Source organism: Sinobacterium caligoides, assembly GCF_003752585.1.
Taxonomy (GTDB): Bacteria; Pseudomonadota; Gammaproteobacteria; order Pseudomonadales; family Sinobacteriaceae; genus Sinobacterium; species Sinobacterium caligoides.
This window is the reverse complement of record NZ_RKHR01000003.1, coordinates 1-26,592: the sequence shown is the minus strand read 5'-3', so window position 1 is coordinate 26,592 and position 26,592 is coordinate 1. Positions and strand designations below refer to the sequence as shown.

Here is a 26,592-nt window from a genome sequence, read left to right as displayed (position 1 = left end):
ATTTAAGCGTGTCGAGAGAAGCCGCCACAGTAATGTAGGCGGTTTTTTTGCACTATTTCTGTCGTTTTTTGTTCCTCGCTTTATGCGTGCTGTTGAGACCTGCGCGCGTGTTTCGCCTATTTTTTCCCGGCTGTTCTCGTGCTGTGCTTTTTGGCATGTGAACATGCTCGATCCTGTACTCACCTGGTTTTAGCTGTTCGAGGCTCCATGGGCCGATCTTTATTCGAATCAGCCGTAGTGTAGGGTGACCTACAGAGGCGGTCATACGGCGAACTTGTCTGTTTCTTCCTTCGCTTATAGTGAGCGATAGCCAGCTTGTGGCGCTGTTTTGGCGTTGACGAATTGGGGGGGTTCTTTCCCATAGCCAGCTCGGCTCGTTGGTCAGTTCGGCTTTGGCAGGCTTAGTGGGGCCGTCATTGAGTGTTACACCTTTGTTTAGCTGGGTCAGTACTGACTGCTTGACCACGCCTTCGACCTGTACCAGGTAGGTTTTGCTAAGCTTGTGTTTTGGGTCGGCTATTCTGTGTGCGAGTTGGCCGTCAGCTGTGAGCAGAATAAGTCCCTCTGAGTCGTAGTCTAACCGCCCAGCAGGGTATATATCGCTTGTCTTGATGAAGTCGGCAAGTGTTGCCCTTTGTTCTTTGTCTGTAAATTGACTTAATACATTAAAGGGTTTGTTCAACAGGTAAATCTCGCTCATAAGCTGCTCTTGGTTGATTATGCGGATATTGAGTGGTGGCGAATGTGCTATTGGCTGGATGTTGTCGTATAGTACATGCGGAATTTACCTGCTAATTAAATTAAAACGGGGTCAAAATGGGATATCAGCATATTAAGGTGCCTGCTCAAGGCGAGAAGATTCGAGTCGATGATGACTTTGTGCTATCTGTACCCAACAATCCAATTATACCTTTTATCGAGGGCGATGGTATTGGCAGTGATATTACGCCAGTTATGATCGATGTCGTCGATGCTGCCGTTGCTAAAGCTTATGGAGGAGCTAAAAAAGTTTCCTGGATGGAAATATATACCGGCGAAAAGGCTGCGGACCTTTATGATGGCGACTGGTTTCCTGCCGAGACCTTGAATGCTATCAAGGAGTATACTGTTGCCATCAAAGGTCCTCTAACAACGCCTGTTGGTGGTGGTTTTCGCTCGCTAAACGTTGCGTTGCGACAAGAGCTTGACCTCTATGTCTGTCAGCGACCAGTACGTTGGTTCAAAGGGGTTCCATCCCCTGTTCGTGAACCACAAAAGACCAATATGGTCATTTTTAGGGAGAATGCTGAAGACATTTATTGTGGTATCGAGTGGCAGGCCGATAGCCGTGAAGCTAAAAAGATAATCAGTTTCCTGCAAGACGAGATGGGTGTCACCAAAATTCGATTTTCTGATCATTGCGGTATTGGCATTAAGCCCGTCTCACGTGATGGCAGTCGGCGTCTTATCAGGAAGGCTATCCAATACACTATCGAGCAGGACCTCCCTTCAGTTACCTTGGTGCATAAGGGTAATATCATGAAGTTTACAGAGGGTAGCTTTAAGGATTGGGGGTATGAGCTGGCTGTCGAGGAGTTTGGTGCAGAGCTTCTTGATGGTGGGCCTTGGATGAAGATCACCAACCCTAATACCGGGCGTGAGATTATCTTTAAAGATGTCATTGCTGATGCGATGCTACAGCAGGTGCTGCTACGCCCAGAGGAGTACAGTGTCATTGCCACGCTCAACCTTAACGGGGATTATCTCTCTGATGCTCTGGCGGCTCAAGTTGGTGGCATAGGTATCGCTCCAGGCGCTAATTTAAGTGACGATATCGCGTTATTTGAAGCAACTCATGGCACCGCCCCTAAGTACAGTGGGTTGGACAAGGTTAATCCTGGCTCGCTAATCCTCTCGGCAGAGATGATGCTCCGGCACATTGGTTGGAATGATGCTGCCGACTTGATCATAAAGGGAATGAATGTTGCAATTAACAACAAAACAGTAACTTACGACTTTGAGCGATTGATGGAGGGCGCTAGCTTGCGTAAATGCTCTGAGTTTGGTGCGGATATTATCGAAAACATGTAGCAACTCCTAGTATCCGCACTCGCTTGGGGTGTGGATACTAGGTAGGTCAGCGCGCTAAGATGGCGTGGTTTCAAGGGCGGCGTCTTGCTTGGCGTGAGCTGACTCCGGGTTCATGATGAGCGAGGCGTGGAGCCCTTTTGGCCCCGGGACGGTGTCGAACACCACGCTTTGTCCCGCTTTAAGTGTCTTGTAGCCATCCATTTCAATCGTTGAGTAATGAGCGAAAATATCGCCTTCGCCCTCATCGGGAAGGATAAAACCATATCCTTTAGCGTTGTTGAACCACTTCACAATTCCAGTTTGCATAACTTCGATCCTTGTTTGATTATCTTTAGCTTAAGGCTTTGACTTACTTGTCATTAAGCAGATATTTTTGAATGCTTGTTTGACTAGGCAGGTATTGCCGTAGCCAAATAAAAAGCATATAAATATCGTACATACACATTTAAACCCTAAATCCATATTAGTCAAGTATGAACTGCTAGTCGATTGGGTGTTAGTATAATGACTTCCAAAAATAGGATCTATCGTGAGTAAGTGTGACATGGGTAAAGTTAATAATCTTCGACTAACATTAAGCATGGATAGAGGTGATGAGCTCCAGCAAGGTGACGGCGCATTAGCGGTCGCTGAGGAGAAGCCTAAACTAAAGCGTCCATCGCAATATCAGGTAGTGTTGCTTAATGATGACTACACGCCGATGGACTTTGTAGTGCATATATTACAAGCTTTTTTCAATCTTGAAGTAGAGTCGGCCACAAGGGTGATGCTTGCGGTGCACAATAAGGGGAAGGGAGTTTGCGGCATATATTCAAAAGATGTTGCTGAAACGAAAGCGGTGCAGGTTAATCAGTACGCACGAGAAAGCGAGCATCCGCTGTTGTGTGAAATAGAGGCTGTTGATGAATAACGATTTTAAGCAAGTGAGATCGAGGTTTTAATATGCTAAGTAAAGATTTGGAAGCCACACTTAATATAGCTTTCAAGGGTGCACGTACTAAGCGCCATGAATTCATGACGGTCGAGCACTTACTTTTGGCGCTACTTGATAATAGTGCCGCACAGTCCGTGCTAACCGCTTGCGGTATCGATATAAGTAAGCTTCGTGTCGAATTAGTGGATTTCGTCGACTCTACTACACCGCTAATTCCTGAAGACGACAAGGAAAGAGAGACCCAGCCTACTCTTGGTTTTCAGCGCGTGTTGCAGCGAGCCGTTTTTCACGTTCAGTCGTCTGGAAAGAAGGAGGTAACGGGTGCTAATGTCCTCGTTGCCATTTTTAGCGAGCAGGAAAGTCAGGCTGTTTACCTTCTTAAGCAGCAGAATATCGCACGTCTTGATGTCGTTAATTATATTACCCATGGTATCTCTAAAGTCTCTGGTGGTAGTGCGAACTCGAGTGAGTCTGCGGAGCAAGAGCAGGTCGAGGAAGAGGGTTTTACAGGTGAGTCTACCGAGGCCAATCCACTTGACAGCTACTCTACAAACCTTAATGAGCAAGCGGCCTTAGGTAAGATCGACCCTTTGATTGGGCGTGATCATGAAGTTGCCCGTGTTTCGCAGATTCTTTCTCGTCGACGTAAGAACAATCCATTGTTGGTCGGTGAGTCAGGTGTTGGTAAAACTGCGATTGCAGAGGGGCTGGCTAAGCTTATTGTCGAAGGTAAGGTTCCGGACATACTTAAAGATAGCGTCGTATACTCTTTGGATCTAGGTTCGCTGTTGGCGGGTACTAAATACAGAGGGGATTTTGAAAAGCGCTTTAAGGGCTTACTTGCCGAGCTTAAGAAGCGAAAGCATGCCATTCTCTTCATCGATGAAATACATACTATTATCGGAGCAGGGGCGGCATCAGGTGGTGTAATGGATGCCTCAAACTTGGTTAAGCCTATGCTTAGTTCTGGTGAGATGCGCTGTATTGGTTCGACGACATTCCAAGAGTTCCGAGGGATTTTTGAGAAGGATAGGGCGCTAGCGCGTCGCTTTCAGAAGGTTGATATTTTAGAGCCGTCTGTAGAGCAAACTTTTGAAATACTTAAGGGCTTGAAAGGTAAGTTTGAGGAGCATCACGACGTCAAGTATAGCGCCAAGGCTCTTAAAGCAGCTTCAGAGCTTGCAGAGCGCTATATTAATGAGCGCTTCCTTCCGGACAAGGCTATTGATGTCATCGATGAGGCGGGGGCTTATCAGCGTTTACAGCCGACGAATAAACGCAAGAAGCTCATAGGGGTGTCTGATATTGAGCTAGTTATCTCCAAGATTGCTCGAATACCGGCTAAGAGTGTTTCTAGCACTGACAAGAGCGTTCTCGCCAAGCTTGAAGATAATCTAAAGCTAACAATCTTTGGTCAGGACAGGGCTATTACTGCGCTCAGTACTGCGATTAAGTTGTCCAGGGCTGGCTTGAAAGCCGATGATAAGCCTGTCGGTTCTTTCCTCTTTTCGGGCCCAACAGGCGTGGGAAAAACTGAGGTTACTAAACAGCTTGCCAGTGCTCTGGGTATCGAGTTGATTCGCTTTGATATGTCTGAGTATATGGAGCGTCACACTGTCTCTCGATTAATCGGCGCCCCCCCTGGGTACGTTGGTTATGATCAAGGTGGCTTATTAACTGAGGCTGTAAGCAAGTCGCCGCATAGTGTCATATTGCTGGATGAAATAGAGAAGGCTCATCCTGATGTCTTTAATCTTTTATTGCAGGTAATGGATCACGGTACATTGACCGATAACAATGGTCGAAAGTCTGACTTCCGTAATGTCATTCTTATTATGACGACAAATGCGGGGGCGGAAGATATAGCAAGGCGCTCCATTGGCTTTACCGTACAGGATCATAGCACCGATGGTGCAGAAGCTATTAAAAAGATGTTCACGCCGGAGTTTAGAAATAGGTTGGACGGCATCATTCAGTTTGATAGCCTGAATGTTGATGTGGTGCTTACTGTCGTGGATAAATTCTTAGTAGAGTTACAAGCACAGCTCGACGACAAAAAGGTAGTGTTAGAGATCAGTCAGGAGGCAAGGTTATGGCTGGTTGAGCATGGTTATGATCAGAACATGGGGGCAAGACCCATGGCTCGGATTATCCAGGAGTCGATTAAAAAGCCGCTTGCAGAGATGGTGTTGTTTGGGGAGCTTGCGGAGTCCGGTGGTACAGTTCATGTGCTGATCGAGGATGAGAAACTGGTTCTTGCGGCAGAAGAGGTCGTCGTCTAAGGGGTATGATGAACATACAAAAACAGCGGCAATGGCCGCTGTTTTTGTACCTGCCGAACTTGCTGGGTATATTAGCGAGCGCGGTAGGTAATACGGCCCTTGGTTAGGTCGTATGGAGTTAGCTCAACGCGAACCTTGTCTCCAGTAAGAATACGGATGTAGTTCTTACGCATTTTACCTGAAATGTGGGCCGTGACTACGTGGCCGTTTTCAAGCTCTACTCTAAAAGTAGTGTTTGGTAGGGTATCAACAACTTCCCCTTCCATTTCAATCTGGTCTTCTTTTGCCATGCGGCGCTCACCTCTGGTTAAAAAACATCCTTTTCGCTGCGTCAAATATAAGCAATAGCTACGCCAGCAAATAAATTCGCGCAATTTTGCCTCATCTGGCTACAATAAGCAAAACTTCTAGACGTTTGAAGTGATTAATTCACGCCAAGCGCCATCATGAAGGACTTCAAGCGGGTGAAAGTGTCGCTTATAAGACATTTTTTGGCACTCTTCTATGTAATAGCCAAGATAAACGTATTGAAGCTCACTGTTCTTTGCTGCTTCTATTTGCTTCAGTACCGCTAGGCTGCCCAAGCTTCGCCGTTGTTCGGTAGGTGAGTAGAATGTGTATACGGCCGCTAAACCTGATTTGAGCTCATCTATAACGGCTATAGCAATCAGTTCACCGTGCAGGCGGAAAGCTAGGTAACGCGTAATGCCCCATTGATCTGATAAAAATGAGCGATATTGCTCCTCACTTGCCGGGTACATGTCTCCATCTGCGTGCCGCTGATTGATGTACTGTTCATAGAGTTGGTAGCACTCTTCGGTGTTGATGGTGTCAATCATCTCGATACTTAGGTCTTGATTTTGTTTAATGACACGCTTCTGGCTTCTTGTGGGCGTGAACTTGTTGACATCAATTCTTGCCGCCTGACATTCATTGCAGTTTTGGCAATGAGGGCGATAGACATTATCGCCACTGCGCCTAAAGCCAATATCACTGAGCTGGCTGTAAAGTGATTTATCTACTTCTGCATTAGGATCTAAAAACAGGGTTACTGCTTCTTTGTCAGCAAGGTAGCTGCAGGGGTGGGGAGATGTTGCGTAGACTTTTAGGTCGGCCACGTTTAGTCCTCATTATTCTAAGGCTGTGACAGTGAGGCTAATAACCCGGGGGGGACTTGCCAATCAATCTGTGTTGCCTTGATTGTCGCTGTGTTGATGCGCTCGATAAAGCTGTCTCGGCTAATCACTTGGGCGCCAAGAGATAAGAGATGCTCTGACTCTACTTGGCAGTCTATGAGTTCAAATTGCCAGTGTTGGAGGTACTTTGAGAGCGTGATAAAGGCGATTTTCGAGCTATTGTCGCGTAGGCTGAACATGGACTCTCCAAAAAAAGCCCTGCCTAATGCAATACCATAAAGGCCGCCAATCAGTTCATCTTCGTCCCAGACTTCAACGCTGTGCGCATAGCCCATTCGGTATAATGAATTATAGGCGGCTTCCATCTCATCTGTAATCCAAGTTCCTTCTTTATTTTCGCGTGTGAGTCTGCATTGTTTGATGACATTGGAGAAGTCTTGATCGAAGGTGACTGTTGGCGGGTGTTTGCGAATAAACTTCTTGAGGCTGCGTGAGGCGTGCGCTGTTTGTGGTTCTACAATGGTGCGAGGGTCGGGTGACCACCATAAAATAGGTTGATCCTGATCATACCAGGGGAATATACCGTTTTTGTATGCGGATAGCAGTGTTTCAGGGGAAAGGTCGCCACCTGCTGCCAATAGGCCATCTGGATCTTTCAGGGCCGAGTTGACGGGAGGGAATATACAGGAGTCTTCTGGGAGCCAGGGTATCGTCATAACATGCGTACAATAGAGTCGAGGGTTTTGCCTATTGTACGCAAGATCTACTCGGTAAGACTACTGGTTGTCAAGGTAGCGCTCAGCATCAAGAGCGGCCATGCAACCAAAACCAGCAGAGGTTATTGCCTGGCGATAAATATGATCGGCCACATCGCCCGCAGCAAAGACTCCTTCAACACTGCATTGAGTCGCATTGCCTTCTGTACCGCTATTAATCTTTAAGTAGCCATCCTTCATCTCTAACTGACCCTTAAAAATGTCGGTGTTTGGTTTATGGCCTATCGCGATGAAAACACCATCAACATCAATTTTCTGTTTACTACCGTCAAGCGTGCTTGTGAGCTCAAGGCCTGTTACACCCGTGTCATCACCAAGAACTTCATTGAGAGTGTTGTTCCAGAGTATGTTGATGTTGCCATTTTCAGCGCGGTCTTTGATCTTATCTTGTAAAATCTTCTCGCTGCGCAAACTATCGCGTCGGTGAACTAGAGTGACTTCAGCGGCGATATTAGAAAGATAGAGAGCTTCTTCAACCGCGGTATTACCACCACCGATTACTGCAACTTTTTTACCGCGATAGAAAAAACCATCACAGGTAGCGCAGGCACTAACGCCTTTGCCCATGAAAGCCTCTTCAGATGGTAGACCCAGGTATTGTGCAGAGGCGCCAGTGGCAATAATCAGCGAATCACAGGTGTAGGTGTTATTGTTGCCGACCAAGGTGAATGGAGCGCTGGCGAGGTCCGTACTTTCAATATGGTCGAAGACAATTTGAGTGTCAAAGCGCTCAGCATGCTCTTGCATCTTCATCATTAGCTCAGGGCCCTGTAGTCCTTCTTGGCCGCCAGGCCAGTTGTCAACTTCAGTGGTGGTAGTCAGCTGACCCCCTTGCTGCATCCCAGTAATAACGACAGGGTTTAGATTAGCCCGGGCCGCATAAACAGCTGCCGTATAGCCTGCAGGGCCAGAGCCAAGAATAATTAGTGGGTGATGAATGGTTTCGCTCATGAGTTCTTCCCAGTATAAGTCTGTGGGTTTAGTAACGTATGAACACAATGTATGGGGTGAGGTATAGTTTTTAAAGGAGTGAGGGTAAAAAAAGCTGATAAGGCTTGCTATAGTCGCTGAATTTCGACGAAGCTTCGTTAAAGCGGTACGAAAGATAGCTTAATATCTGTTAGGCTTTAATATGGGCTGAATTGGTTGTCGCCCTCATTAATGTGGAGATTCAAACAGTAACGTGGCAAAAGAACAGACTCTATCTGAAGATAAGGCGGTGCGAGGGCTATCACCGCGACTGAGAGAAGGCGCCTTGATTGCCTCCGTAGCAATTGCAAGCTATCTAATGCTAGCGCTTTTAAGTTATTCCTCATCGGACCCGGGGTGGTCATCGCTAGGGAGTAGCCATGACGTTGATAATGCGGCCGGCAGGGCAGGGGCGTGGTTGGCCGATGTTTTGTTCTCAGCCTTTGGTTATACCGCCGCATTATTCCCGCTGATGATCGCGTATCGTGGCTATGTATTGTTCCGAGCACGTTATGAGTCCGTTTCCATTCCAATGTGGTTGGTAGGTACAAGGCTGCTTGGCTTAGTGTTCGTGGTCGTCGGTTTAACGGGAATGAGTTTTATCGCCAACGATCATGGAGTGAGCTCCATGCCTATGGGAAGTGGTGGCATCATCGGCATGAGTGTTGGCCGTTTTACTCTGGATGCATTCAATATATTTGGTGCTCAGCTGCTGCTATTCTCATTGTTTCTTTTTGGATTGACTCTTTTTACTGACATGTCCTGGTTCTGGGTGATGGATCGCTGTGGCATGGCAGTAATGGCCGCTCTTAGTTATATTGCAGCCAAGTACCGCTCAATTCGTGAAAATAGAGCCGAAAAAAAGCTTGCACGCGACACTAAAGATAAGCGCAAGCAAGCTGTCGAGGTTGAACTCGAAAGGGTCAAGGTAAAGCCGCCAGTGCAGATCGCTCCCGTTAAGAAGCGTGTTGAACAGTCGGCTAGAGTTGAGCGAGAGAAGCAGAATGAATTGTTTCCGACGATGGAGGAAACTATTGAGGGGTTGCCTAAGCTCGAGTTGTTGAATGAAGTGGAGTGCAAAGCTGATATTGGCTATAGCCAGGAGACTCTCGAGGCTATGTCTCGCATGCTAGAGTTGAAGCTGAAGGATTTTGGTGTTGTGGCCGAGGTTGTCTCCGTTGCTCCTGGGCCTGTTATCACTCGCTTTGAAGTTCAGCCAGCGCCAGGCGTTAAGGCCAGCAAAATATCTGGTTTATCACGAGATCTTGCGCGCTCATTGGCTATCGTTAGTGTTCGAGTCGTTGAGGTGATTCCTGGTAAGTCAGTCATTGGTATAGAGATTCCCAACATTGACAGAGAGATGGTGTCATTAAAAGATGTCCTCGCCTCCAAGGTGTTCGAAGATAGTAAATCGACGTTAACAATGGCGTTAGGTCACGATATTAGTGGCCAGCCGATTGTGGCTGATTTGGCAAAGATGCCGCATTTATTGGTTGCGGGTACGACAGGCTCCGGTAAGTCTGTCGGTGTTAATGCCATGCTGTTGAGCTTGCTGTATAAGTCGACACCTGAAGAGGTGCGCTTGATCATGATTGACCCTAAGATGCTCGAACTATCTGTTTATGATGGCATCCCTCATCTATTAACCCCTGTTATCACCGACATGAAAGATGCGGCGAATGGGTTGCGCTGGTGTGTTGCCGAGATGGAGCGGCGTTATGCCCTGATGGCAGCGCTTAAGGTAAGGAATTTAGCTGGGTTTAACAGGAAAATAGCTGATGCTAAGGCTATAGATGAGCCTCTTCTCGACCCTTTGTGGCAGCCTCAGGATACTTTCAGCGCAAACGCACAGCTTAATATTATCCCGGAGCTTGAGTCATTACCCTCCATTGTTGTCGTCATTGATGAGTTTGCCGATATGATGATGATTGTCGGTAAAAAAGTTGAAGAGCTTATTGCCCGTATCGCGCAGAAGGCACGTGCTGCAGGAATTCACTTAATCCTTGCAACTCAACGCCCGTCGGTGGACGTCATTACCGGTCTCATTAAAGCAAACGTGCCTACGCGTATCGCATTTCAAGTCTCATCTAAGATCGATTCACGAACCATACTTGATCAAGGTGGCGCTGAGCAGTTACTCGGGCAAGGCGATATGCTTTATTTGCCGCCAGGAACGGGCGTTCCTGTGCGCGTTCATGGCGCTTTCGTCGATGATGATGAGGTCGTTCGTGTCGCTGAAGATCTTAAAAAGCGAGGTGAGCCATGTTATGTCGACGGCTTGTTGGATGACGGCGCCAATACAGAAGTGGCAGGAGTCAGCCTTGATGGTGATGCTAATGCTGAAGCTCAAGATGCATTGTTTGATCAAGCAGTCGCTTTTGTGACTGAGACACGTAAAGCATCAATTTCCTCCGTACAGCGCCATCTACGTGTCGGTTACAATAGGGCGGCAAATCTTGTGGATGCTATGCAGATGGCCGGTGTTATCAGTGGTCCAGGGCACAATGGTAGTAGAGAGGTTTTAGCTGCGCCACCACCGAAGGATTAGTAGCGTTTCATGACAGTTACAACGAGGACGCTTAATGGCGGCCTAGTCAATTAAAGATAAGGGGCTAACCTTGAAATTATTAACTCTAAGCATTGCTAGCATAGCATTAAGTGTCTCCTGCGTTAGTTATGCTGGTGATAAAGAAGTGGCAGCGCTAAGTGGTTTGCTATCAGGACTTTCCAGTTACAGTGCAGGCTTTAAGCAAACATTAAAAGACGATGACGGTGAAGTCATCGAGCGAAGTAGTGGCCAGATGGCGGTGGTCAATACAGGCAAGATACGCTGGCAAACAGAGCAGCCTTTCTCACAGCTTGTCGTCACTGATGGCATTAAGCTATGGCGCTATGACGCAGATCTTGAGCAAGCCACAGTAGGGCCTTTTGATGTTGATCTATCAAAGACACCGGCTATGATCCTGAGTGGCAAGGTTGGTCAGCTGAACGAGCAGTACCAGGTAGACGGTGGTGTGAATGCCGTCGGAACAGGAAGCTTTACGCTTAAGCCAAGATCAACCGACTCTTTGTTTGATAAGTTAGTGATTGATTTTGAAGGGCGAGAGGTCACAGGTATGACGCTCCAGGATGGCTTTGAGCAGAGCACGGTAATTCGCTTTAATGGTATTAAGCTCAATCCAAAGCTGGCAGACTCAATGTTTGTCTTTGTTCCCCCTAAGGGAACTGATGTGCTGGAAGATAACTAATCGTGCTATTTGATGACCACAGTTGCGGCTATCAGCCTTTAGCGGCGAAGTTGAGGCCAACTACGCTGGCTGAATACAGTGGGCAACTACATATCCTTGCGAGCGGTAAACCGCTTCGCGAAGCGCTCGACCGAGGGCAGTTGCACTCCATGATTTTTTGGGGGCCGCCTGGTGTAGGTAAGACGACACTAGCTAAGTTAATCGCGGAGGTCACAGACGCTCATTTCGAGACGATGTCAGCAGTTCTGGCTGGCGTCAAAGATATTCGAGAGGCAGTCGAACGGGCAAAACAACGTAGAGCGATGAATGGCGCTAAAACTATCTTGTTTGTGGATGAGGTGCACCGCTTTAATAAAGGGCAGCAAGATGCATTTCTCCCACATATCGAAGATGGCACGGTGATCTTTGTAGGGGCAACGACTGAGAACCCATCCTTTGAGCTTAACAACGCCTTATTGTCTCGTTGCCGTGTCTATATTTTGCAATCGCTACCACGAGAAGCGATCGTCACTCTATTAGAAAGAGCTTTGACAGACCCCAAGGGTGGTCTTATTCAGCGTGGCATCACGACGACGCCTGACGTCGTTGAAAAGATTGCCGTGGCAGCCGATGGTGATGCGCGTCGGGCACTCAATATATTGGAGGTTGCCTGCGATTTAATTGCCCCCGACTCCTCCTCTAACATCTTAATTGAGGATCAGTTAGAGCAAGTGCTTGCGGGAGAGCTTCGCCGATTCGACAAGGGTGGAGATATCTTCTATGAGCAGATCTCGGCACTTCACAAGTCGATACGTGGTAGCTCAACCGAGGGGGCACTGTATTGGTTTTGCCGTATGATCGATGGTGGTTGTGATCCTCTCTACATAGCCCGTCGCCTGGTCACGATGGCAAGCGAAGATATTGGTAATGCTGACCCACGAGCCTTGGAGATTACCTTGAATGCATGGGACGCGTTTGTAAGGCTGGGAAGTGGTGAAGGGGAGAGGGCGCTAGCTCAAGCCGTGCTATACCTTGCTGCGGCACCGAAAAGTAATGCGGTTTACACTGCCCTCAATGAAATGATGGCAATGGTTAGGGGTCAGCCAAGTTACGATGTCCCCATACATCTGCGTAATGCTCCCACATCGTTGATGCAGGAGTTAAACTATGGCGGCGAGTATCGCTACGCCCATAATTACCCCGATGCATTCGCGGCAGGTGAATGCTACTTGCCTGAAGAGGTTGTTGCCACATCTTGCTATAGGCCTGTTCAGCGTGGCCTTGAGATCAAAATTTCAGATAAGTTAAAACGCCTAGAGCTGCTCGATAATGACAGTCAGTGGCAACGCTATAAACCCGTTGAGGATTGAGTCATGGTGCACCCACTTTTTACTTGGATTAGTATTGCATTTGGTGGAGCTATTGGTGCCTGCCTTAGATTTGCGGCTAGCAACTACTTTAATCGTGAGATAGTTGTTCATCAGCAAATGCATATTGGCACTTTACTGGTAAACATCATAGGCTCCGTGGTGATGGGAGTTATGTACGTATTAATCACTGAAAAAGGCAGTCTTCACCCTGATTTTCGTAGTGTTTTAATGGTAGGATTGCTGGGAGCTTTTACGACCTTCTCTACTTTCTCTCTCGAGGCGATAAACTTCTTTGAGAGCGGTCATGCGCAAATAGCAATTGTCTACATAGTGGCCAGTGTCGTGCTCTCCATAGCTGCCGCCTGGCTGGCTGTGACACTAACACGAATGATTTGATCAACCAGGAATTATCATGCTCGATCCCAAACTACTCCGCGCTGAAACCGCAACTATTGCCGAAAAGCTAAAAATCAAAGGGTATGACCTTGATGTAGCTAAGTTTACGGCGTTAGAGGCTCGTCGTAAGCAGTCTGATATCGATACTCAGACTCTCCGTGCTGAGCGAAAGTCGGCCTCTAAGAAAATTGGCCAACTAGTTGGTCAAGGTATGTCTGTCGATGATGCCAAGGCTGAGGTGAATGAGACCTTGGCAAAGATTGATCTGCAGGTCGATAAGCTTGAAAGTGAAGCCTCTTCAATCCAGCGGGAATTAGATGCTTGGCTGATGTCGATACCCAACATCCCTGACCCTGAAGTACCTGCGGGTGCTGATGAGGACGATAATGTTGAAGTATTAAAGTTTGGTGAGCCGAAGCGCTTTGATTTTGAAGCCAAAGATCACGTTTCTCTTGGTGAAAACAAGGGGAACGAGTTAGATTTCGCCGCTGGCGTTAAGATTGCTGGCTCGCGCTTTGCCGTGCTAAAAGGTGGTATTGCAAGGTTGCATCGTGCTCTGGCTCAATTCATGTTGAATACGCACATTGATAAGCACGGCTATAGTGAAATCAATGTCCCCGTTGTCGTTAATGGCGATTCACTTCGTGGTACGGGGCAGCTGCCAAAATTTGAAGAAGACTTATTCAAGTTGATCGGTGAGCGAGATTTCTACCTTGCGCCGACGGCTGAAGTCCCTGTGACTAATTTATATCGTGACGAAATAGTCAACGAACTACCGCAGAAGTTTTGTGCACATACTAACTGCTTTCGTAGTGAAGCAGGCAGTGCAGGCCGTGACACTCGCGGGATGATTCGTCAACATCAGTTTGAGAAGGTAGAGTTGATTCATTTTGCTCGACCAGATCAGTCTAACCAGGCGTTAGAGGAGCTTACCGGGCATGCAGAAGCAATTCTTCAGGCACTAGAGCTGCCTTACAGAAAAGTCATTCTTTGTGGTGGCGACTTAGGTTTCTCTGCCAGAAAAACCTACGATCTTGAAGTTTGGTTGCCGGGACAAGATAAGTATCGGGAAATAAGCTCGTGCTCTAATACTGGAGATTTCCAAGCGCGCAGAATGAAGGCTCGCTGGAAGAACCCTGAAACGGGTAAGAATGAATACTTGCATACGTTAAATGGCTCGGGTCTGGCGGTTGGGCGTACCTTGGTAGCAGTGCTGGAAAACTACCAAAATGCAGATGGTAGTGTTGATGTTCCCCAGGTCTTGCGACCCTATATGGGCGGCCTTGAAGTGATATCTTAAGGTATCATTTTTCGACAAAAGGGCACTAACGGTGCCCTTTTGTTTGCTAGGTTTAAAGTGATCTTGAGCAAACAACGCTATGATAAAAATAACTATGCTGGAGGTATAGCATGGAGTTTCTTCCTTTATTCTTTGATATGAAAGGTAAGAGGTGCCTCATTGTTGGTGGCGGTACAATTGCTTATCGCAAGGCACATCTTATAGCCAAATCTGGCGCTGTAATAGATGTTGTAGCCCCGGATATTTGTGAAGATTTGAGCGGGATAGTTAAAGCAAGCAAGGGGCAGTTACTGCTAAAACCCTATGAGCACGGCCTCGTTGATGGGTATACTTTGATCATTGCTGCGACAAATTGTTTAGTTGTTAATGAGCAGGTTTCTAGGGATGCACAGCGGGGGAATATTCCCGTTAACGTCGTTGATAACCCGTCTCTATGTAGTGTTATTTTGCCTGCGATTATAGATCGATCTCCGGTTGTCGTTGCGGTAAGCAGTGGTGGAAAATCACCCGTTCTAGCACGACAGCTACGAACTAAAATCGAGAGCATGATCCCCTCAGCTTATGGTCGCTTAGGAGACCTAGTTGGACGGTTCCGTGAAGCAGTTAAGTCTCGCTTTCAAACGATCGATCAGCGCCGCTTATTCTGGGAAAAAACCTTAGATGGTCCGGTTGCAGAGTTGGTCTTAGCGGGCAAAGAGTTGGAAGCTCAAGCAGCTTTAACTGATTTGCTCGAAAGCGAGGATGAGGCCGTTGTAGGCGAAGTATTTCTTGTCGGGGCGGGGCCTGGAGATCCAGATTTACTCACTTTTAAGGCATTAAGGCTAATGCAAAAGGCTGATGTAGTCTTATACGATCGCTTGGTCTCTGACGAGGTTGTCGAACTCTGCCGTAAGGATGCTGAGTACGTCTATGTAGGGAAGGCGCGATCAGAGCACTCGGTACCACAGCTAGAAATTAATGAGCTGTTGGTGAAATATGCTCAAGAAGGTAGAAAAGTGCTACGCCTAAAAGGTGGTGACCCTTTCATTTTTGGTCGTGGTGGCGAGGAAATTGAGCGTCTTGCTGAGCTTGGCATCCCTTTTCAGGTGGTTCCAGGGATTACTGCTGCGGCAGGTTGCGCGAGCTACAGTGGTATCCCGCTAACACATAGAGACTATTCGCAATCGGTTTCATTGGTAACCGGGCATCTAAAGAACAACACGACTGATCTCAACTGGGAAAAGCTGTCGTTTAGCGATCAAACGGTTGTTTTTTATATGGGATTGACTGGCCTACCGGTAATTTGTCAGCAGCTTATCGCACATGGTCGCGCAGCGACAACACCTATTGCGCTAATCCAGCAGGGGACAACACGGCACCACAGAGTGTTAACCGGCACTTTAGAAACTATCAATGCCATTGTTGCTGCAGAAAAAGTAAGAGCTCCAACGCTTATCATAGTGGGCGAAGTTGTTAATTTACATGATAAGTTGAACTGGTTTTCACCTTCTGTATAGAGCAGTTGGTTGTTAGAAATATTTAGGAATGGGTTATGCATAATTTCGATTACGACTTATTAGTTATTGGCGCAGGGTCTGGTGGCGTTAGATGTGCCCGGATGTCGGCTGGTCTCGGTGCCAAGGTGGCAATAGTCGAGCGAGAGTACTGGGGAGGAACCTGCGTCAATGTCGGTTGTGTACCTAAAAAGCTCTACAGTTATGCGGCCCATTATGGCGAAGACTTTCGCGATGCAGCCGGCTTCGGTTGGCAGCATGCGAGCTCGCCAAGCTTTGATTGGAGTGTCTTGCGCGATAATAAAACTAAAGAGATTCATCGCCTCAATGATATATATACCAATATGTTATCGGCCAGTGGTGCTGACGTCATAGCAGGGTCAGCAACAATTTCAGGCCCCAATACTGTGTGCGTGACTGACGCAAACGGCAGCCAAAAAACTTTAACTGCTGACAAGATTTTGCTCGCGACTGGTGGGCGTCCAGTGATGCCTGAAGTTGATGGTATCGAAAAAGCTGTTGATTCAAATGAAATTTTCGATTTGGCGAAGTTTCCTGAAACCATTGTGATCTTAGGTAGTGGCTATATAGCTGTCGAGTTTGCCAGCATTTTTAATGGTCTTGGAGCAGAGGTTCACCTTATTTGCCGTGGTGACAGGGTGTTGCGTAGCTTTGATCGAGAAATTGCCTACGAGTTGACGCGTCAGATGATAGAAAAGGGTGTGCATGTGCACCTTAATACAGGGCTTAACTCTGTTAGTGGTGAGCGTGGGGATTTAAGTCTATCACTTGCTAGCGGTGAGATAGTTAATTGTCAGCAGCTTCTCTCAGCCGTCGGGCGTGCTCCTTCGTTGGATTGCTTGGGAGCATTTGCTGATGATTTAAAGATAGATGACCAAGGTTTTGTTGTTGTTGATGGCGAATTTCGGACTTCTGTCGATGGTCTTTATGCCGTGGGGGATATCATTGGTGGGCCGCAACTAACACCGGTGGCGCTTGCAGAAGGCATGGCCCTAGCTTATGAGCTATACGGGAGTGATGCGAAGCCTGTTGATTATGATTGCATTGCAACGGCGGTATTTTCACACCCAAACATTGGGACCGTTGGCCTGACGGAGGAGCAGGCAAGGGAGCGATACTCAAGCCTTAGTGTTTTCCAAAGCAGCTTTCGCCACCTCAAACATACATTGAGTGGTAACACTGAAAAAACAATGATGAAGATTCTCGTTGACGATGATACTGATCGAGTCGTCGGGCTGCATGTCTTAGGTGCTGACGCAGGTGAGATTGTGCAAGGATTTGCTGTTGCAATTAAAGCGGGGGCGACTAAAGCGACTTTTGACGCAACGATTGGAATACACCCAACGGCAGCAGAAGAGCTGGTGACAATGCGTCAGGCTCGGTAATCCACTGAGTAAAACCTGCTTCACTCTCTCGAGCGAAGCAGGTTACTGATCAATGCTGGGCAATTTTGTTGAACGCGTTAATCACATCAACCAAGATGTAGCCGCTTTCTGTTAGATAGATGTCATTCTCATCAAATGCTTTTGTATCCGGATCAAGCTTAGGCTTTTCTTCTTTAGCCTTCTCCTTTTCCTTCTTGGCATCGATCTTATCTTTATCGTCTAACGAGGCAAGTAGCTCCAGGCCCTTTGCCTTTCGCTTCTTGTTCTCAATATTCAGCATTCTCTTTTCATTGTCTTCTTTCAGCTGAAGACGGGCTTTCTCATTGAGAGGGATCGTGTTTCTTGCATTGATAAGCTCTCGAGCAGCGAGTTGATCGTTTAAATAGACGAAATCTGGGTCTTCGGCCATGCGTTGTTGGTGCAATGCTTTAAGCTCGGGAACAATCGATGTAATCTCAAAATAAAACTTATGACGCGCTGGCGCAATTGCGTCCCAGGGTAGTGCATCGTCTAAGGTAGACTCACCGACTTTCTCTACATCATAAATGGCAGGGAACTTAATATCAGGTATAACGCCACGATGTTGTGTGGAGTTGCCGGAGATGCGGTAAAACTTTGATTCGGTGATTTTAAGTTCCCCATGGTTCAGCGGCATAAGCGATTGTACTGTCCCTTTACCAAAGGAGCGACTGCCAACGATAACGCCTCGTCGGTAATCCTGTATCGCACCGGCAAAAATCTCCGATGCAGAAGCGCTCATACGGTTGATCATGACTAACATCGGACCATCGTAATATGGCTTCCCTGGCATCTTGCCTTGACGACCAATTCTGTTGTTTCCGTTCCTGATCTGTACTGTAGGCCCAGATTCAATGAACAAGCCCGTCAGTTCATTGGCTTCTTGTAATGAGCCGCCACCGTTTTCTCGCAAATCAATAATGATTCCCTCTGCTCCGTCAGCGGTTAGCTCTGCAAGCAGCTTCGATACGTCTCTGGTCGTGCTCTTATAATTGGGGTTACCTTTACGCAGTTCGGCAAAGTCGATGTAAAAAGTCGGTACACTGATGACGCCCACTTTCCTTAATTTACCGTTGTCATAGAGCTCCAGCATCTGTTTCTGGGCAGATTGGTCTTCAAGTTTCACCTTATCACGAACGATGGTGACGACTTTCGTCTTATCTATGCTTTCCGCATCAACAGGAATAACTTCCAGCCGAACAGTACTGCCTTTCTTTCCGCGGATTTTGTCGACTACCTCATCAAGCCTAAGTCCAATGACATCTTCAATTTTGCCATTTGAGTTTTGACCTACACCGATGATTCGATCTGCTGGCTGTAGCTGACCTGTCTTCTCAGCTGGCCCACTATGGACAAGTCTAACTATTTTAACGTATTCGTCTTCTTTGGTTAGTACGGCGCCAATTCCTTCGAGGGAAAGGCTCATGTTTATCTTAAAGTTTTCTGAGCTACGAGGTGATAGGTAGTTGGTATGAGGATCGTAGATCTGGGTGAAGGAGTTAATATAAAGCTGGTAAACATCCTCTGTTTCTAACTGCGTTATGCGCTTAAGCTGATGTTGGTAGCGCTTGAGTAAGAGCTCCTCAATTCCTTTGTCGTCTTTGCCGTCCATGCGGAGGCTGAGCACACTGGACTTGATGCGCTTTCTCCATAGATCATCAGCTTCAGCCATTGTCGCGGGCCACTTTCTAGCTTTGTCATCTATAGCGATCGACTCATCTTTGGTAAAATCGAAAGACTTAATCGTTTGAGGTAGCTCGCTAATAACTTTTTCCAGCCTTTCCTCTAGTCGCTTCTCATAAGCGGTGAATATTGCATAACCTGCCTCTAGCTTGCCATCTTTAAGTTGGTTGTCGAGCTTATCGCGGTATAAGTTTAATCGATCAATATCACTCTGTAGTAAGTATGACTTGCTCGGGTCTAGCGCTTTGAGGTAATTATCAAATAGCTGCTGTGACAAGTCGTCATCGATATCGAGCTTTTGATAGGCTCGGCTATTGAGTGTATCGACTATTTCTTCGGTTACATTGCTGTGCACTGGAAGAGGTTTTAAAGCATTAACCTCTTTTGCGCTTACCGATAGTGAGGATGTAGACGCAATAAAAGCAGCAATACAGGCGGCGGCGAAAGGAGGCTTCATCAATTTCATGGACTATCTGTCTTATTTGGTGCATCTAATGTGCTATGTCGAAAGGCTCATAGTCACTGTCAATTACCGAAAGAGCTATCTGTATGCTCGAACACCCTATGACATAAATGCTTGATTAAAAAAGTATAAGTGTTTATTTACATGTCTATTATTGACAACTAGCATAGCCTTTTTTAGATCGAATGCCCAGAGCCATGCTGTACCCGGTGTTGAGTTAAGTCTTTATTTCTTTGTAAACTGCATCTTTGACAATAAATTAAGCATTAGGTTTAACTATGAGCCAACGAAAATTTGCACTTATTGATCGAGCTCAGCATTGTGTTCGCACCTATGCCACATTGCGGATCTACCCTCAGCATATAAATAGCGCTTCCGTCGATGAGTTTATGGGGATTAAGGCGACAAAAATTTGGTCGCAGGCAGACGGGAAGCCATTTGATGGCTGGTTTCTAACAACTAGAGGCGAGATTGACTCTAATGATACAACGGAGCATATACAATACTTATTAGATATAGTCAGGCCAAAGCGTAAACATATAGTCGATGTTATTGCGGGCGGCGGTACGGTTAATATTATCAACTTCTGGCATAGTGACGGCCAGGGAGGGCCAGGATTGTCAAGTCATATCATTTCACAGATGGCTGAGTTATCTATTGAGGTAGATTGGAATGTTTATATGGGGTAACTCAGACGGCTATCCGGGTAGGGAAGGCATTGTTGGCCCGCCATTGAAGTTGTAGTGGAATCGCTTATTATATGCGCCCTAAAATTGGTATATTTGAGAGCCCTGATGAAAACTGCCTTAGAGTTACTTTCTTTACGTTACACCACCAAAGCATATTCGCCTGATAAGACGGTACCTGATGAACTTATAGAAGACTTGTTGCAATCTTTGCGACTGGCTCCTTCGTCGATAAACAGCCAGCCATGGCACTTTATTTCTATTTCAAATGCGGCGGATAAATTAGAGATCTCTCAAGCTAGCTGGGCTACAAATAAGCAGAAAGTGATAGATTGCTCTCATGCGATTGTTCTGTGCTCCAAACAGAGTTTTACTGTGCAAGATTGTGCTGAGATTGAGAGTCTTTCTGCTAAGCTCCGCCACTCTCAGGTCAACCCTGATCGACTTGAGATGATGCAAGGTTTCGTTAGCTCTAAAAGTGCGGCTGATCTGCAAACATGGATAGACTGTCAATTATATCTTGCGCTTGGTCAGCTATTGACAACAGCTGCGATGATTGGTGTTGATGCAACTCCCATGGAGGGCTTTGATCCAGAGGCGGTCGGTGAGCTTTTTAATTTAAAGGAGCAAGGCTTGAAGGCAACTGCAATAGTGCTGTTAGGTTATCGTTCAGATGACGACTTCAACACCCTTGATAAGGCTTGTAAGGTGAGGTTTCCGTATGATCAGGTAGTGACATGCCGTAAGTAAAATCTATTGCCTCGCTTCTTAATATTAAAGCAAGAATGCTGTTCTATAAAATATAACTGTTCGTAAGACTTATAGCTATAGAGCGGTATTCGGCATGCTGTAATCATGCTCTTGCAACCCTCGTTCTTGGCAGTGAATTGCTTAAATAAAATTATAGTTAAAGAGTATTTAAGTATTTTATTTTTGTTGGCTAGATCTTAATATCCTATAGAAACAATGGCTTGGCACTATGTTCCGCCTGTTTATTTAGCGCCATAAGTCATTATGGCACCTCTTTTTTACTGTTATTTAACTTGTAGTGTTTCTCAAAAGCAATTTGAATATTCGTTAACAGCGATAATGATGTGGCTTCGTCATTAGCCGTTGGCAAGGCTGATTTGTGACGTTTTTGATAAGTGTACAAACAGCACCAGTCTGTACATACCACAAGTTGCAAGGATGAGTAAAGTGAAGATATCTTGACGTAAACATGTACTTTTATTTAGAATACCCCCAACACTAGGGATGGCAGTTAGGCTGCAAAAAGTGGAAAATCCACCTTAATAATAATTTACTCTATCTCTGATACCTAGGAAATAATGTCTCATCCTTTGCTTAGTGATGGACTCATGCTGACATCAATCGATTGATTTTCGAGTGCAGCAATTGGCTTTAAAGGGAGTTTTTCGTGTCAATCTTTTTCTCTGGGCGTCGGCCCTTATCTTTGGTCGTAGGATTAAGCTCCTTTATAATATTAACTAACTCAAGTCATTGTTTGGCTCAAGCAGCACAAGTCAATAATGCGATAAGAGGAGCTATTGATAACAGTTCACCCGAGCTTGATGGGAGTAAACTCGAAAAACAATTCCAGGCAAGGAGTGAAGGCAGTGAAGCGCCATCAAACGAGGTAAGAATACCAGCTTCAGATGACAGGGATGATCTACCTAAAATACTTGTCGAGAAATTTGAGTTTGATCGTATACCTGAATTCCCTGAGTCAGGAATAACAAAATCCGCGGTAAAATCTATAGTTGAAAATAAGCGACGGTCGTTGATGAAGGTTGACGAAGTGTTCGCTAGTGGATATACACGTGCTGAACTTGAAGAACTGGCTGCGACTCTAGAGCGGGTAAAAGCAAGGGAATCAAAAGGGCTAGATGAAAGTGCCTTAAGGCAGTTGACTGATGTCATTAAGCAACAAAATGCAGCACGGGGCTTATCTTATTATGACATTGAGGATGTTGCCGCTTTAGTCACACAATTTTATAGAAGTAACGGCTTGTTTTTAGCAAAGGCCTATATCCCCGCTCAAGATGTGCAAAATGGTGTTGTAAAGCTAGGAATCATGGAAGGTGTACTTGGTGAGTTGAGTGTCACTGGGAACCAGTCATACTCAGAGGAAAGGCTAAAGCAACCCTTAATTGATCAGGTTGGGTTGTTGGTAAATGATAAGGATATTGAAGAAGCTTTTTATCTATTAAATGATTATCCCGGGCTAAGCATTTATGGTGGTTTTGAAGCGGGTAGCCGTCCAAGCGAAACAAAGCTAAATATCAATGTCAGAGAAGAGCAAAAGTGGCAGCTGGCAATAAGAGCAGATAATCATGGATCAACCTTTACAGGCGATAACCGACTCTATGCTGTAGCTGACCTATATAACCTGACAGGAAATGGTGATGAGCTGTCAATCGGTTACTTGAAGTCATTTAGCCCTCTGAATTCAGACCTAGGTCAAATTCACTACAGCTACCCTGTGTTTGATGCACGCACGAGAATAAATGTCGGAGCTGACTATAACGAATTTACCGTAGAGAACGAGAACAGTGATCGATATGACATTACGGGGAAAAATAGTCTGTATCAGTTAGGTATAAGCAGGAAAATGCTTAGAACACGAGCAAAAAACTTTACGCTGTCTGCGAATCTTACAGACAAAAAGACAGAGCTAGAGTCAGAAATTGATTTGCTGACCAATGCTGGCGACCACACTGTTGGTGCTGATTTAGGGTTTAGCTTTGATGTGATGGGTAACACCTTTCCTATGCTTAACATGATAGACCTAAGCGTACAGTACGGTAAGATAACAAATGATGTTCCTGTTACTCGTGATGATGAATTCTATAAGTTCCGGATGGCGACCAACTCGCTGTTCTTTTTACCTATTCCATTTAGTGACCTAAAGTCACGGTTAATCGTTCGCAGCTTCGGTCAATACAGTGAAAGCTCGCTGCCAGCATACGAGCAAAGCTCACTGGGCGGTGGCGCTGCTGTCCGCGCATTTACTGTTAGTGATTTTTCTGCTGATAGCTCAGCATATATCGCAACAGAGTGGTACCCGGATATCCCAGATCTAATAAACTTCAGCGTCTATGGCGATAAACAGCTCAAGGATTTATTTGAATTTGGCATATTTCTAGAGGGTGCTTATGGTAGTCAAAATGTCTATGCAGTAGATACGGCAGATGATTGGGCGAAAATGTCTGGCTATGGGATGTTATTAAAGTTTCATGCTGGCGAAAGTTTCAACTCACAAATCAGTATAGCGCGTCCACTATCGATAGAGTCTTCTGTGGAAGGTGTTGGCTTGGACCAGAAATCAATTCGAACGTTCGTAGACTTTACTTTTTACTTTAAGTAAACGCTGATAATTTAGCTTTCACGGAAGAATCATCATGAAGAAAATTGCTAAAAAAAACACAGCTGGATTTAACCGCAAAACTAAACGTCAGCGAATCCCCCTTCCTTTTACTCCTATGCCTATTACTCTCGCAGTAGCAGCACAGGTTGCTTTAAGTGTAGGCGGTATGGCGTCTAGTCAATTTGTTAATGCTGCGCCGACTGGGGGCGTGGTGGTAGAGGGTACAGCAACAATTACCCCGGATAACTTAAAAGTTATTCAAACAACGCCAGAGGCTCGAATTAACTGGGCAGACTTCAGTGTCGGCCTTAATCAGGATATGGTTTTTGAGCAGCCGACAGCCTCATCCATCACTGTTAATAATGTCACTTCAAGTTCCCCATCGAATATATTCGGCTCTATCGAGGCTAACGGAAAAATTGTCATCGTTAATAGTAATGGCATTATTTTTCACCCTCAGTCAACAGTCAACGTAGGTGCTATTGTCGCATCAACACTCGCGCTTGATAGCCTCGATTTCGATGCTAAAACGATGACTGTTAAGGAGGGTGGGGGTAACACTCTTCGGCTAGAAGGCTCCATCAATGCCGCTTCTAGCGCGCACTTTATCAGCAACCATATCGTTAATAGTGGCTCAATAGGCTCAGGCGATACATCGGTTGGCGCGAGGTATATATCATTAAACGCTACAAACGCCGCAACAATTACTTTCGATCAAGACGGCTATATAGGGGTGTCAGTAGATAGTGATGGCCTTTTGGATAAGGACCTTACAAACGAGAACTTAATCTCGAATAGCGGAGATATACAGGCTACCCACATTGTTCTTAAGGCGAACGAAAGCTCTGCATTATTTGATAACGCCGTTAATAACACTGGTTTAATAAAAGCAACAGGTATAAGTACTAGCAACGGTACAATACGCTTAAGCTCAAATATGGGCGATATTATCAATGCGCCTGCAGGTGAGATAAGTGTTGCTGATGGGGGCTCGTTGGACGCAGGCGCTATTGAAGTCTCCACTAAGGGAGATGTTATAAATAGCGGAAAAATCAGTGGTCAAACCTCACATATAGTCATCCAAACAGCTAATTTAACAAACGACGGGTTAATAGAGTTGACAGGTGATGGGACTATTGGAATAGAGGTTGGTCATGGTGATGCAAATAGTAGTAGCAAGCTTGGCACAATTACCGCTAGTTCAATAGTTACTGTTTCGGGTGGTTCAGGCAGTGACACTATTATTGATGATTTAACGGGGGATGTTAATCTCGGTAATGGTAATGCGTCAATTGGTAATTTCTTAATAAACGATATCGAGCAAGTTAATGCTGACGGACAAGTTGTCAATAGCTCCGGTTTAGCTAAGAGCGTCATTGTCGAGAACGACGCTCTTACTGTTGATGATCTGCGTATTGTTGGGCAAGGAAACTACATCGGCAGTGATTCAGCTATTGATAGTGTGGTCGATGCTCGTATCGGTAGTGATGCTAATTGGCACGTCAAAGGCAATAACAATGCTGATGATCAGGTACGCAGCTTCACGCAGATTGATCAGGTGCAAACCGCGGGTACTATAACTAATGACAGCGGCGCAGCACAGATCGTCACCATCGATGATGACACGAAGATTAACGTCGCGGCGATAGACTTTGTTGGTGATGGTGACTACATCGGTAGTTCCACGGCGAAAGATACCATAGTTGATAATCGAACTGAGTCAAATACCAACGGGGTTGAAAGTGGTACTACCTGGAGCCTTATCGCAGATAAAGTTATTGATGATCATGTTCGTCGTTTTAGTATGGTTGATGAGGTCGTACAAAGCGATGGCGCAATCATTAATGAGGCTGGGGCCAAGACCATCACACTTGAGGATGATGATGTACTCAATGTTGCTGGAATTAATTTTGTTGGTGATGGGCTGCAACGTGAGGCGACTTATTTTGGTAGTGATGAAGATATCGATATTATCATGGATAACCGTACTAGCGGTCCATTGAATGCAGAGTGGAGGATTAAAGGGGCTGGAGCAGTCGATGACCATATGCGATCCTTCCGGCATGTCGATGAAATTAATTCCGATTTTAGAATTTCAAATGATAGCGGCGTAGACCAGACGATCGTCATTGATGGCAACGATAAAATCCGTGTAGCCGAAATAGATTTCTTCGGCGATGGTAGTTATACAGGGAGTGACGTAGCGACAGATGTAGTAAGGGATAACCGTAGTGACGATTGGGATATATTGGGTCACAAGCACGTTAATGACTCTGTTAGGGAGTTTTTTGATATTGATCGAGTCGAGTCCGACGGTATAATTTCAAATCTGTCAAACGCAAGTATTAACATAGCTAACCAAGGGGCTCAGCTGTTCAAGGCTGTTGGTATTGATTTTTTTGGAACAGGGGATTATGTCGGTAATGCTGGCGCTTTTGATATCATCGTAGATCAGTCTAATAGTGATTGGGGAATTTCTAACCTAAATACTTTAACTTCAGCTGGGCGCCAATTCTCAAATATCAATCACTTGTCAACAGCCGGCACCATTACCGAGCAGGGCACCTTTGATTGGTCGTTCACTGGCCTCAACGAAGCAATAGCTGCCGACATAAACTTCCATGGTATCACTGAGGTGATAACCGGTGGCACTATCAGAAATGACTTTTCCGATGGTCAATTGGTCACTGTTTCAGGGGCAGATCTAACCGTCGCCGATATTAAATTTACTGGTTCCGGCAACTATGTGGGCAATGGTGAATTTGACAGCGTCGTCGATGAGTCTAATGGTAACTGGGATATTGCAAGCCTTAACACGTTAACGTCGGGTGGGCGTCAATTTTCAAACATCAATCATTTGACAACAGCCGGCACCATTACCGAGCAGGGCACCTTTGATTGGTCGTTCACTGGCCTCAACGAAGCAATAGCTGCCGACATAAACTTCCATGGTATCACTGAGGTGATAACCGATGGCACTATCAGCAATGACTTTTCCGATGGTCAATTGGTCACT

The 26,592-nt window shown here is 45.9% G+C and carries 21 protein-coding genes; 14 read left to right on the top strand and 7 right to left on the bottom strand.

The genetic code is table 11. The features are described 5' to 3' along the window. Nucleotides 1-52 precede the first annotated feature (52 nt). Entirely contained in the window at nucleotides 53-700 is a 648-nt protein-coding gene (locus EDC56_RS00365) for a pseudouridine synthase (protein ID WP_123710560.1), read from the bottom strand. A gap of 116 nt (nucleotides 701-816) precedes the next feature. Here EDC56_RS00365 and icd point away from each other — a divergent pair, with 116 nt between their 5' ends. After that, entirely contained in the window at nucleotides 817-2,070 is a 1,254-nt protein-coding gene (icd, locus tag EDC56_RS00360; RefSeq protein ID WP_123710559.1) for an NADP-dependent isocitrate dehydrogenase, read from the top strand. A gap of 54 nt (nucleotides 2,071-2,124) precedes the next feature. Here the strand turns inward: icd and cspD are convergent, their stop codons facing one another. Beyond that, complete coding sequence (gene cspD, locus EDC56_RS00355; RefSeq protein ID WP_123710558.1) at nucleotides 2,125-2,376, bottom strand: cold shock domain-containing protein CspD; 252 nt, start codon at nucleotides 2,374-2,376, stop codon at nucleotides 2,125-2,127. A 238-nt stretch (nucleotides 2,377-2,614) separates the two neighbouring features. Between cspD and clpS the strand changes: the two genes are divergently transcribed. Both clpS and clpA read left to right on the top strand, forming a co-directional pair. Further along, nucleotides 2,615-2,980 (top strand): ATP-dependent Clp protease adapter ClpS, encoded by a 366-nt coding sequence (clpS, locus tag EDC56_RS00350; RefSeq protein WP_123710557.1) that lies wholly within the window; start codon nucleotides 2,615-2,617, stop codon nucleotides 2,978-2,980. Between the two features lie 32 nt (nucleotides 2,981-3,012). Next, a complete protein-coding gene (gene clpA / locus EDC56_RS00345; protein ID WP_123710556.1) occupies nucleotides 3,013-5,286 on the top strand; it encodes an ATP-dependent Clp protease ATP-binding subunit ClpA in 2,274 nt (757 codons plus the stop codon). 71 nt (nucleotides 5,287-5,357) lie between these two features. Here the strand turns inward: clpA and infA are convergent, their stop codons facing one another. The 4 genes from infA to trxB all read right to left on the bottom strand — a co-directional run bounded on the left by infA (nucleotide 5,358) and on the right by trxB (nucleotide 8,149). Continuing rightward, a complete protein-coding gene (infA, locus tag EDC56_RS00340; RefSeq protein WP_123710555.1) occupies nucleotides 5,358-5,576 on the bottom strand; it encodes a translation initiation factor IF-1 in 219 nt (72 codons plus the stop codon). Nucleotides 5,577-5,693: 117 nt separating this feature from the next. Next, the gene (locus EDC56_RS00335; RefSeq protein ID WP_123710554.1) at nucleotides 5,694-6,404 is read right to left on the bottom strand and encodes an arginyltransferase; all 711 of its coding nucleotides are present in this window, start codon (nucleotides 6,402-6,404) and stop codon (nucleotides 5,694-5,696) included. Nucleotides 6,405-6,421: 17 nt separating this feature from the next. Continuing rightward, the gene (aat, locus tag EDC56_RS00330; RefSeq protein WP_123710553.1) at nucleotides 6,422-7,138 is read right to left on the bottom strand and encodes a leucyl/phenylalanyl-tRNA--protein transferase; all 717 of its coding nucleotides are present in this window, start codon (nucleotides 7,136-7,138) and stop codon (nucleotides 6,422-6,424) included. A gap of 60 nt (nucleotides 7,139-7,198) precedes the next feature. Beyond that, on the bottom strand, nucleotides 7,199-8,149 hold the full coding sequence (trxB, locus tag EDC56_RS00325; protein ID WP_123710552.1) for a thioredoxin-disulfide reductase: 951 nt from the start codon (nucleotides 8,147-8,149) through the stop codon (nucleotides 7,199-7,201). A gap of 232 nt (nucleotides 8,150-8,381) precedes the next feature. Between trxB and EDC56_RS00320 the strand changes: the two genes are divergently transcribed. The 7 genes from EDC56_RS00320 to gorA all read left to right on the top strand — a co-directional run bounded on the left by EDC56_RS00320 (nucleotide 8,382) and on the right by gorA (nucleotide 17,359). After that, nucleotides 8,382-10,715: a DNA translocase FtsK gene (locus tag EDC56_RS00320; RefSeq protein WP_123710551.1), complete on the top strand. Its 2,334-nt coding sequence runs from the start codon at nucleotides 8,382-8,384 to the stop codon at nucleotides 10,713-10,715. 70 nt (nucleotides 10,716-10,785) lie between these two features. Next, complete coding sequence (lolA, locus tag EDC56_RS00315; RefSeq protein ID WP_162844032.1) at nucleotides 10,786-11,415, top strand: outer membrane lipoprotein periplasmic chaperone LolA; 630 nt, start codon at nucleotides 10,786-10,788, stop codon at nucleotides 11,413-11,415. Further along, nucleotides 11,415-12,764, top strand: a complete 1,350-nt coding sequence (locus EDC56_RS00310; protein WP_123710549.1) for a replication-associated recombination protein A — start codon at nucleotides 11,415-11,417, stop codon at nucleotides 12,762-12,764. The genes lolA and EDC56_RS00310 overlap by 1 nt, the downstream gene beginning before the upstream one ends. 3 nt (nucleotides 12,765-12,767) lie before the next feature. Then, on the top strand, nucleotides 12,768-13,160 hold the full coding sequence (gene crcB, locus EDC56_RS00305; protein WP_123710548.1) for a fluoride efflux transporter CrcB: 393 nt from the start codon (nucleotides 12,768-12,770) through the stop codon (nucleotides 13,158-13,160). 16 nt (nucleotides 13,161-13,176) lie between these two features. Then, nucleotides 13,177-14,460 carry a serine--tRNA ligase gene (gene serS, locus EDC56_RS00300; protein WP_123710547.1) on the top strand — a complete coding sequence of 428 codons (1,284 nt, stop codon included), beginning with the start codon at nucleotides 13,177-13,179 and terminating at the stop codon, nucleotides 14,458-14,460. A gap of 110 nt (nucleotides 14,461-14,570) precedes the next feature. Further along, the gene (gene cysG / locus EDC56_RS00295; protein WP_123710546.1) at nucleotides 14,571-15,956 is read left to right on the top strand and encodes a siroheme synthase CysG; all 1,386 of its coding nucleotides are present in this window, start codon (nucleotides 14,571-14,573) and stop codon (nucleotides 15,954-15,956) included. 35 nt (nucleotides 15,957-15,991) lie between these two features. After that, nucleotides 15,992-17,359 (top strand): glutathione-disulfide reductase, encoded by a 1,368-nt coding sequence (gene gorA / locus EDC56_RS00290; protein ID WP_123710545.1) that lies wholly within the window; start codon nucleotides 15,992-15,994, stop codon nucleotides 17,357-17,359. A 49-nt stretch (nucleotides 17,360-17,408) separates the two neighbouring features. On the opposite strand, the gene EDC56_RS00285 is transcribed toward gorA, so the two are convergent. Continuing rightward, nucleotides 17,409-19,526, bottom strand: coding sequence for a carboxy terminal-processing peptidase (locus EDC56_RS00285; protein ID WP_211333512.1), 2,118 nt, complete (start codon nucleotides 19,524-19,526; stop codon nucleotides 17,409-17,411). 275 nt (nucleotides 19,527-19,801) lie between these two features. Here EDC56_RS00285 and EDC56_RS00280 point away from each other — a divergent pair, with 275 nt between their 5' ends. The 4 genes from EDC56_RS00280 to EDC56_RS00265 all read left to right on the top strand — a co-directional run. Then, nucleotides 19,802-20,212 carry a DUF4279 domain-containing protein gene (locus tag EDC56_RS00280; RefSeq protein ID WP_123710544.1) on the top strand — a complete coding sequence of 137 codons (411 nt, stop codon included), beginning with the start codon at nucleotides 19,802-19,804 and terminating at the stop codon, nucleotides 20,210-20,212. 105 nt (nucleotides 20,213-20,317) lie between these two features. Then, on the top strand, nucleotides 20,318-20,959 hold the full coding sequence (locus EDC56_RS00275) for a nitroreductase family protein (protein ID WP_123710543.1): 642 nt from the start codon (nucleotides 20,318-20,320) through the stop codon (nucleotides 20,957-20,959). A 754-nt stretch (nucleotides 20,960-21,713) separates the two neighbouring features. Further along, the gene (locus EDC56_RS00270) at nucleotides 21,714-23,576 is read left to right on the top strand and encodes a ShlB/FhaC/HecB family hemolysin secretion/activation protein (RefSeq protein ID WP_148059264.1); all 1,863 of its coding nucleotides are present in this window, start codon (nucleotides 21,714-21,716) and stop codon (nucleotides 23,574-23,576) included. 34 nt (nucleotides 23,577-23,610) lie between these two features. Beyond that, nucleotides 23,611-26,592: two-partner secretion domain-containing protein (locus EDC56_RS00265; RefSeq protein WP_123710541.1), on the top strand; the 2,982-nt coding region annotated here is incomplete at its 3' end.

Bases quoted from the DNA above. Each gene is read 5' to 3' on its own strand.
- trxB (WP_123710552.1), bottom strand. From the start codon at position 8,149: ATGAGCGAAACCATTCATCACCCACTAATTATTCTTGGCTCTGGCCCT.
- EDC56_RS00285 (WP_211333512.1), bottom strand. From the start codon at position 19,526: ATGAAATTGATGAAGCCTCCTTTCGCCGCCGCCTGTATTGCTGCTTTT.
- clpA (WP_123710556.1), top strand. From the start codon at position 3,013: ATGCTAAGTAAAGATTTGGAAGCCACACTTAATATAGCTTTCAAGGGT.
- EDC56_RS00365 (WP_123710560.1), bottom strand. From the start codon at position 700: ATGAGCGAGATTTACCTGTTGAACAAACCCTTTAATGTATTAAGTCAA.
- gorA (WP_123710545.1), top strand. From the start codon at position 15,992: ATGCATAATTTCGATTACGACTTATTAGTTATTGGCGCAGGGTCTGGT.
- infA (WP_123710555.1), bottom strand. From the start codon at position 5,576: ATGGCAAAAGAAGACCAGATTGAAATGGAAGGGGAAGTTGTTGATACC.
- cysG (WP_123710546.1), top strand. From the start codon at position 14,571: ATGGAGTTTCTTCCTTTATTCTTTGATATGAAAGGTAAGAGGTGCCTC.
- EDC56_RS00280 (WP_123710544.1), top strand. From the start codon at position 19,802: ATGAGCCAACGAAAATTTGCACTTATTGATCGAGCTCAGCATTGTGTT.
- crcB (WP_123710548.1), top strand. From the start codon at position 12,768: ATGGTGCACCCACTTTTTACTTGGATTAGTATTGCATTTGGTGGAGCT.
- clpS (WP_123710557.1), top strand. From the start codon at position 2,615: ATGGGTAAAGTTAATAATCTTCGACTAACATTAAGCATGGATAGAGGT.
- cspD (WP_123710558.1), bottom strand. From the start codon at position 2,376: ATGCAAACTGGAATTGTGAAGTGGTTCAACAACGCTAAAGGATATGGT.
- EDC56_RS00275 (WP_123710543.1), top strand. From the start codon at position 20,318: ATGAAAACTGCCTTAGAGTTACTTTCTTTACGTTACACCACCAAAGCA.
- icd (WP_123710559.1), top strand. From the start codon at position 817: ATGGGATATCAGCATATTAAGGTGCCTGCTCAAGGCGAGAAGATTCGA.
- aat (WP_123710553.1), bottom strand. From the start codon at position 7,138: ATGACGATACCCTGGCTCCCAGAAGACTCCTGTATATTCCCTCCCGTC.
- serS (WP_123710547.1), top strand. From the start codon at position 13,177: ATGCTCGATCCCAAACTACTCCGCGCTGAAACCGCAACTATTGCCGAA.